Annotated in this window: 9 protein-coding genes; 3 read left to right on the top strand and 6 right to left on the bottom strand. The window is 33.9% G+C overall.

Annotated elements, in window-relative coordinates:
- Positions 1-65 precede the first annotated feature (65 nt).
- Positions 66-593, top strand: coding sequence for a DUF3800 domain-containing protein (locus MA2_RS10365; protein WP_067059570.1), 528 nt, complete (start codon positions 66-68; stop codon positions 591-593).
- 82 nt (positions 594-675) lie between these two features.
- Here MA2_RS10365 and MA2_RS10360 read toward each other — a convergent pair whose 3' ends face one another.
- Genes MA2_RS10360 through MA2_RS10340 form a run of 5 tightly spaced genes read right to left on the bottom strand, consistent with a single transcriptional unit; the run spans position 676 to position 5789 of the window.
- Positions 676-1167, bottom strand: coding sequence for a Mov34/MPN/PAD-1 family protein (locus MA2_RS10360; RefSeq protein ID WP_067059568.1), 492 nt, complete (start codon positions 1165-1167; stop codon positions 676-678).
- Between the two features lies 1 nt (position 1168).
- Positions 1169-2929, bottom strand: coding sequence for a ThiF family adenylyltransferase (locus MA2_RS10355; RefSeq protein ID WP_079352094.1), 1761 nt, complete (start codon positions 2927-2929; stop codon positions 1169-1171).
- 10 nt (positions 2930-2939) lie between these two features.
- On the bottom strand, positions 2940-4289 hold the full coding sequence (locus MA2_RS10350; RefSeq protein WP_067059564.1) for a CBASS cGAMP synthase: 1350 nt from the start codon (positions 4287-4289) through the stop codon (positions 2940-2942).
- Between the two features lie 14 nt (positions 4290-4303).
- Entirely contained in the window at positions 4304-5284 is a 981-nt protein-coding gene (locus MA2_RS10345; RefSeq protein WP_067059562.1) for a CBASS cGAMP-activated phospholipase, read from the bottom strand.
- Between the two features lie 55 nt (positions 5285-5339).
- Positions 5340-5789 carry a hypothetical protein gene (locus MA2_RS10340; RefSeq protein WP_079352093.1) on the bottom strand — a complete coding sequence of 150 codons (450 nt, stop codon included), beginning with the start codon at positions 5787-5789 and terminating at the stop codon, positions 5340-5342.
- 142 nt (positions 5790-5931) lie between these two features.
- On the opposite strand from MA2_RS10340, the gene MA2_RS10335 reads away from it, so the two are divergent.
- The gene (locus tag MA2_RS10335) at positions 5932-6243 is read left to right on the top strand and encodes a helix-turn-helix domain-containing protein (protein ID WP_067059557.1); all 312 of its coding nucleotides are present in this window, start codon (positions 5932-5934) and stop codon (positions 6241-6243) included.
- A gap of 18 nt (positions 6244-6261) precedes the next feature.
- Positions 6262-7098: an ImmA/IrrE family metallo-endopeptidase gene (locus MA2_RS10330; RefSeq protein ID WP_067059555.1), complete on the top strand. Its 837-nt coding sequence runs from the start codon at positions 6262-6264 to the stop codon at positions 7096-7098.
- A 414-nt stretch (positions 7099-7512) separates the two neighbouring features.
- Here the strand turns inward: MA2_RS10330 and MA2_RS11005 are convergent.
- Positions 7513-8360, bottom strand: a protein-coding gene (locus tag MA2_RS11005) for an IS630 family transposase (RefSeq protein WP_143821800.1) whose coding sequence is annotated in 2 segments (ribosomal slippage) — positions 7513-8057 and positions 8057-8360 — 849 coding nt in all. Because the reading frame shifts where the segments join, the coding sequence is not laid out codon by codon here.
- Positions 8361-8407 lie beyond the last annotated feature (47 nt).

Genomic DNA, 8407 nt, shown 5'->3' with positions numbered 1-8407 from the left:
TTACGTAAAGTTTTAACTACTTTCGATACTTTTTGGGATGCTCTTTTGTCCTATTCTGGTTTTAATTGACTATAGATATTCTTAAGTTGCTCAATAATAGGCATTCTAAAATTAATATCATTGCTTCAGTCATCGAGAAATCACAAATAGCTGACCCTTCTTTGATTTTGCCCACGGCTTTTGAAGACATTGCCTTTTGCTTTGACCGCTCATTGCGTAATATTTATAGTCGCTGCAACAATTCGCAACGTGGTATTATTTTATTTGATAACTCATCAGCAGAGCAGAAAATCCAGGCATTATCCCATAGTGCCAAGCATATTGGAAAGGATAATGATAAATTGAGAAACTTTGCTGAAGTCCCTGTGTTTATTGATTCAAAGGCTTCACGCTTGATTCAATTGGCGGATATAATCGCTTATTGGATATATCGTTATTATAACAGCCAAGATAATCGAGGATTCAACTTAATTGAACCTTTTGTTCTAAATGATGGTAAACAGCGGATTGGGCTGATTGAGCATATTACCGATCAGACACGCCTGACATTACAACAAAATTCTAGTGATTTAGGATATCCTTTTCCGCAATAAGACATTTTTATATTAACATAACAAAGATTGGGTGAAATATAATATCCCATATAGAATCAACAATTCAATTCACAAAATGAATTCAGGATTCTAATTCGTATTCTATAGGCTCAAAAATTCGTTCATTCATTTGAATACCTATCCAATCCTGCTCATTACCAACAATGTAAAAAATTAAAACAACATTTGAAAAGTATTTGCAGGTTTGAAGCCAAGCTATGTAATCAGTCAATGATGGCTTAGCAATTTTTTGTGGATGAGTATGCCACTCACCCATATATTGGATTGTACCATTAGTCAATTTGTGATAATGATTCAAAATCTCTTGATGACCTTTTGTTTGTCTATGATAATAGTATGGTTGTCTAATATCTGAGTGCTGTGGCATAGAAATGTGCTTTAGAATCAGATATTCTTGATTGATTCCTCTTTTTTCACCCATCAAAATACCACAAGCTTCAGGCAATCCTTTTTCAATCTGTTGATACTGACGCATATATTTTATAACAATATCTTCGATTAAGATATTTTTAATAGGGCTTAAATTATCAAAAGTAAAAATGTGCTTTATCATATCATTCCCTAATTTGACAAACGTGACAGTCTTGATGGGGTAAATAGTCAGCACTCTCTAACCTGCTACCTGTCCATCTCTCAGTATATCTCGTTCGATATCTTGGACCGACTTCACCTCTTAACCAGTCTAAAACCAAGTCGATTGCCAAAGCCGAAGCAGATTGACTGGCTGATACTGAAAAAGGAGTATAATCTGAACAAGCGGAAAAATTTACAACTGGTTCAAAACCTGGAAGAGCATCATAGTGTTCTCGTATAGCGTATCCACTTTTATTTAAACAACAGCGACACGCACTCTTTACCTGCTTATCTACAAATAGAGCTTGAACACATTCACCGTTCCCACGAATCCAGCTAAAAATGACAGGTGAGTTGATAGCAGAAGTATTAAAATATACTTCATTGAGTCTCTGAGAAACCTCTGCTTTTGCGGTAGCATCAATGATTAAGTCAACATTCTCAAGAAGCTTATACATCTTTACGTTGATAATATTTTCTTCGTAACTAGTTACCTTTAATGCTGGTAATTGTGCTTGAATCTCGAATTTTAATGACGTTGATTTATAGTGCCTTACATAGGATTTACCAAGAACATGACGACCAATATTTTCAGCTTTAATAATATCTTCATCAATTAAAATGAGTTCTCCATTACCAGCACCTGCACCCAACTTTGCTAGACCTAATCCAAGGTAACCACCTATCGCTCCACAGCCAATTAAGACAATTTTTTTATCTGATAAGTTATCTGAAAGCAATTTTTCAATATTCCTTTTATAAACAAAATTTGGTGTTAAATTGATTGAATTAGTCAAAACTACCCAGCAATTATTAAATGTAAAACTGCAATTAAGAACAGTCTTTTTTAATTTCACTTTCTTATCGGAATATAGATAGTTTGTTAAAGCCGTGTGTTCAATCCCAAAAGTTAAAGTATAATTATTTACAATCAAACATCCTAAAAATAGCGACTGTTGAGTTGCATTTATACCATCAATTATTATTTGAATTAAAGTTTGATAGTTTCTTATAGAAAAAGATTTTATCCAGTTCAAAAATACTTGAAAGCTAACTGCATAAGGGAGGCTATCGGCTATAAAACCATTGAAAAATCCATTAAATTCGCTAATAAAAACTGGCTCTAATATAAAAACCTTGAAGGACTTTTCCTTTATATTTTTAGATATAAAATGGTGAAAACCTTGTTTTTGTTGTGTGATTTCTAAAAAATTTAGTTCAGATAAATTTTTCAAATTCTGCATTAATATGTTTGCTTGATTATCTTCAAAATAAGAAGCCAATCTAAAATTGTTAACAGTAGCAATTTGACTCCAAATTGGTACAATTTCTCGTAAGGCTTCCTGTTTAGAAAAACTTTTATTAATAAAAATATCACCCAATACTTTTATCGTTTGTTTGTGACACCACTCAATGATACCAATTGCATCATAATTATCATAAGCTAGGCTATTAGTCACTGCATAGCAAAGGCCGTGAAATAAACCATCATTAAATTCTATGGGACAAATTGATAAGTGAGGTAACGGTAAAAGTTTTTCAAAATTTTTGAAACTAGGTTGCTTTAGATAAACTGTTGGGAGTTCGAAAAACTCCCAATCAACAATTTCTATTAGTACCTCAAAATCGTAGTTACCGACTTTAATTTTAATCACCCATCCATCAAGCATGTTATGAGTACAAACCCATTGCCATTCTGGATAATATCGGCGGATATAGCGTAGAACATCAAGTCTAGTCATAGCTTTACGATTAACCACCAAATTGTGTCTTAATAATAGCAGGAGTAGCGACACTAGCTAATGGCTGAGACTCGATAAAAATGGACTTGGTTTCGTTTTTAACATTAATTGCAACCAATTCTGGTTGTCTAGGGATTCGATAGCCAAATTGTGTTTTCAAGTCCTCAAGGCAGTCGATTGCACTTGTATGTTTAAATAAGCACTCGTCTAACACTTGACTAAATTGAGTTGCTAAGGATTTAGCTCTCTCTCTTTCTTCTTCATTAAGATTATTAAAATCTTCTGACTCATGACCTACAATGTCTTTACACTTGATTGATTTCACTAGCCCATTAGGTAAGTTTTTAATAACTTCATTCAGAGCTTTATCATCTCGTTGTTGTAAATGTTCATAGGATTGTGTTGTTAAAACCATTAAGGCAATTGAGCTTGGAGCTTTTTTAAACTGTGGAGTCAAAAAATCTCGCCATGACTTAACGTATCTAACAATAGCACGAAGTTGTTGTCCCTCATTCGGGTATTTATCACAAGTGCCAACAAACCATTCTCGCACTTTTTCACAGTCAGATGTTTTCCAATCCTCATCTCGTTTAATTAAACGAATATTTTGAATTTTTTGGTTGTTAGCTTTTTTTACAGTTTTAGGAATCGAATTTTTCTCATTGATACTATCTAGACCAAGCTCATAACGACCCTGCCTAGCTTCATTAGATAATGTTGTAAAAGCTATTTCATTACTAAATTGAGATTCGCCAAAGTAAGCTGATAAGCTATCAGGTCTTGTATCCCCATTTTTTTCACTAAAATCAAAGCTTAATATTGCTGAGTCTAAACCCATACTCTCATTTGCAATAGTTTCAGATTTTTGCGTCCTAATTTGAACATCTTGTAAATCAGCAAACATATCATCGGGAACTGCATAAAGAGGCACATCAAAATGGGCTTGTGGTAAGAATCCTGTAATACGCAGACAGCTTGCATTGGAGGTATCTAATGTCCAGTCTTGTTCATCACATACGACCTGTAAAGACTTCTCTACATATCGCAGTATCTTTTCTCCCTCAGTTTTCTCGTCATCGACAAAACAAACATTTGGAAGATAGCATCCATAGTCAAAATCCATTTCTTGAGTCGCTAAAGCAGGTACATTACAAGTACCATAGGCCCATGAGCCTTGTAAGCGAAATTTTGGTTTAACACCGTAAATCTCTTTCAGGTCAGATTCAAGTTTTTCTTGAACTTTATCTTTACAATATTTAAAAGCATCAAGTTGCTCCATACTTGGAATCAACTTATGAAAAAAGCCGTCATTGTTATTCTTAAAAACACGATGTAAATTATTTGTACTAATATCTGTCATAACTCATAATTCCTTTAAATTTTTTTAATCCAGCTTGGTATAGGTGCGGTGTGTGATAATAACTCTCGAATATTGGCATTCCCTAATGCTTCTTTTGAGCATTGTTTAGCATTAGATATTAAGACACTAATCGCCTTATCGTCGCATCTATCTAAACCAATATAATCTGATGAACTTTTTGATAAATTAGCATCAATACTAAAATATCGAGAACCCAATACATGTCGTGTCATATGCGTGAGCATTTCTTGCTGCGTCGACAAAGTTAATTCAATAATATTTTTTGGAGCTTTGTGTAAGGCAAAACCATTGGCCCAATCAAGCATCCCACCTTTTTGCCCTTTTTTTACAACATCTGATAAATTCGATGATAGTGTCCCAATATTTAGCAAGTAAATATCATCTTTTGAAACGTTAAAAAAGTGTTGTGCTTCATGAATTGCTAACATCCCTGGATTGTTAGCAAATAGACCACCATCTACAAAGTTACTATTATCAAAGTTGTATTTTGGGAAAAAAGTCGGAGCTGCAGATGTAGCTAAGGCAACATCAACTATTCTATATTTATGGTCTCGCACAAATGACTCATAATGAGGGGTTTTAAACACAACAGGCTTTCCCGCTGAAAAATTGATAGCAGGGATTATGACGTTGTGTTTTAAATTGCCAATTTTGGAATCACCGAAAAACTCAATTAATTGACTTTTTAAGTGTTCATTACTATAGCTTGCCTTTCTTATACCTAAGAAGTTTAAACGTTGTTTTTCGAATATTTTCTTACCATGGTCTTGAAACAAATCTACAACTGTACTCATAGGTACTTCATAAGCCGCCGCTAAAGCTAATATCCCACCAATCGATGTACCCGCTATCAAATCAAAACTCTGCCCAATAGGTTTACCAAATTGGTCTTCAAAATCTGCCATGATTTGAGCAGTATAAAGCCCCCTGAAACCCCCACCTGGCAGTGATAAAATATTAAATCGATTATTCATAAAGTCCCCTGTAAAAAAAACATATAAAAGTTAACTATTTTTGAGAATCAAAAAATCATGCTTGATGATTCCTTGGCTGATATTTAATCAAGTCTTCAACATAGCTTTTTTGCATGAGCCATTTAAATTCAAAAACTAAAGTTGGTAATAATATAACAAATTGGTAATACCAAACAGTATTTGGAATCTTTAACATTAACATAAGGTTAGCTATTGCCACCATAATGAAGATAAAGAATAGGCTATTTTCTTTATTAGCTTGGTATATAAAGTATCTTTGATCAAAACGATGCTTTCTGATTTTTTGTAATGATTTGGCTCTTAAATTTCGTAGAAATTTTTGTAAACCACCTAATTGGACTTTCTTATCTTTAAAATCTCGCAATAATTTTTTTACATTAAACAATTGGGATTTTAATTTAGTAAAAATTTTAGGAAAAAATATCACTATTAGCGAAGCAACAAGGTTATTAAAAATAGAATTTTCATCAAAATTAACTGGCAAATGTAGACTTATCAAATAACCCCCTTTATATAATAAATAGTCAATATAAATTTGTCGTTATCGACAATATTTGTATATGATTACATAACTTGCTGATAATGGCAAGTATTTATTTACAAAAAATACCGTGGTATAATAAATTATGGAAAATATATTCAAAGAACGCCTAAGGGCGATGCGGGAAATACGTGGACTTACTCAGTCACAACTCGCTGAAAAGGTTGGTATTCCTTCAACTTCGATTTCTCATTTGGAATTGGGGTCTAGAAAGCCTTCATTTGACAATTTAAGGCGGCTTGCTAAATTTTTCGATATATCTACTGATTATCTAATTGGGAATGTTGATTCAATCGACGACTATGCTCCAGATGCTCTTTATAGAGATATTAATTCGTTGAATCAAACTGATAGAGATATGATTGAAAATATGATTAAATTGATGAAACAAAAGTAGCTTGTTTCAGAGTTTAATATGAGAAATATTAGAATTAGTTCGGATCTTGAAATTGAGGCTTTAGCTAGCCAAATACTCCAAGATAATAGTTTATACCATTTACCAGTCGATATCTTTCAATTAGCTAAAATTTTAGAAATCAATTTAGTGCCATACCCTAATGCTGAAGGGGGTATTATGGGTATGCTTATCCGCAATAAAAATGACTTCACGATTATTTATTCAACAAGGATTAATAATGTAGGGCTACACCGCTTCACTATTGCTCACGAAATAGGGCATTATTTTTTGCCAGAACATGTTGAGCAAGCAATAAAAGATGGTCAACATATCTCCAACTCGAAATATAAGCCTTGGTATGAAATTGAAGCAGATTACTTTGCAAGCTGTCTGCTTATGCCAAAGAAATTTTTCAAATCTGAGATGTCAAAATTTCCTGATGGTTTAGATGCTATTTTAGCTCTCAGCCAAATTTTTAACACATCTATTACTGCAACAGCGATTCGATATGCAGAATTAGCAGATTTCCCAATCAGTGTTGTTTTCAGTACTGATGACATTGTCGATTTTGCAAAGCATAGTAAATTGATGTTTAAATTAGGTCGAAAATTAGTTATGAAAGGGTCTCAAATTCCTGCAAATTCGAAAAGTTCAGCTATTTATACCCCGAATATGCTCTATAAACTGCCTATTTCATTGGATATTTGGTGTGATTGCGAAGCGAAAATCAATGGACATGAAATTTACATTAATCTTGGCGAATATCAGAAGCGTTTAACTGTTATAACGAGTGATTATGACCCTGATGACTGTCAGGAGTTTAAATATGAGTGGGAACCACCTAAATTTAAGTAATAGATTTTAACTTAGCTTACTGAACTTACGCAACCTTCAAAGCTTTTAACTGAGCAAAAGCCGACTGACAGGCAGAAGTAAGTACTTGGTTCTTAACGCAAAATGATTGAGTTTCGTTTTAATTTTCAAGTATTCAAGCTCAAAAACCGCATAAACTGCTAAGAATATAAGATTAGCCCGAGCAGAAGCACTAAACGCAGGCGATCCTGTCAAACTCGCATTTTGCTTTAACGACTTATGATAAACCTCGACTTGCCACCGTTTTTCATAGCCAGTCATGAGGGTATCGGCATCACATTCTAAATCTGAGCAGACCAAATATAAGGGGTCAGCACAGAATTCGGACCATATAGGGCAGTAAGGAATTTTGTCGAGTTTTAGGATATGTTGACATATATCGAAAACATATTATAGTCAATTAAAACCAGAATAGGACAAAAGAGCATCCCAAAAATTATCGAAAGTAGTTAAAACTTTACGTAAATATTTTTTAAAATTGCCCCACGTCTTTTCGATTGGATTTAGTTCAGGTGAATAAGGCGATAAAGGTAACACAACATGACCAAATCTTTTGGCTAATTCTCGTAGAATTTTGATTCGATGAAATCGAGCATTATCCATAATAATAACTGATTTAACGCTTAATGAAGGTAGTAAGCTTTCTTCAAACCATTGTTCAAAAAAGGCACTGGTCATTGTGTTGTTGTAAGTCATTGGAGCAATGAGTTTATTACCAATTTGACCTGCTACTACTGATACACGTTTGTATTTTTTACCATGAATGGTGCTTTTAACGGGCTGCCCCTTTGGTGACCTTGCAAATGGGCGATGCAAATAGGTATCTATCCCTGTTTCATCAATATAGACTTTCTGATACTCACTAAACGTTGCCAGTTGGCTCAGATAATTTTCTACTTTGATGGGGTCTTGTTCTTTGTAGGTCGTGGTCTTTTTTTTAGTGTAATACCGATTGACTTTAGGGCGTAGAATATACCCTGTGGGGTACAGTCAAAATGTTCTGCTATCTCAAATAAATAAGCATCATTGTGTTGCTCTGCATAGGTTTTTAGTTGTTCACGGTCTATCTTTCTTGGCTTTGTGCCATGAGATTGTGCGGTGAGTTCGCCTGTGTCTTGTTGGAGCTTTTTCCAACTGTATAGGGCTGAACGTGATACGCCATAGGCTTGTATTACTTGGTCAATGTCGTCGCATTTTTTCCAGTATGCCATTGCTTTTTGTCTGATTTCGATTGTGTATGCCATGACGTTAGTTTACACTATTTTTTAGTCCTGTTTTTATTTTAAATAAC

The organism is Moraxella atlantae NBRC 14588, assembly GCF_001591265.1.
GTDB classification, from domain to species: Bacteria; Pseudomonadota; Gammaproteobacteria; order Pseudomonadales; family Moraxellaceae; genus Faucicola; species Faucicola atlantae.
The sequence above is the reverse complement of the archived record's forward strand: the minus strand, read 5'-3'. Positions and strand labels throughout refer to the sequence as shown.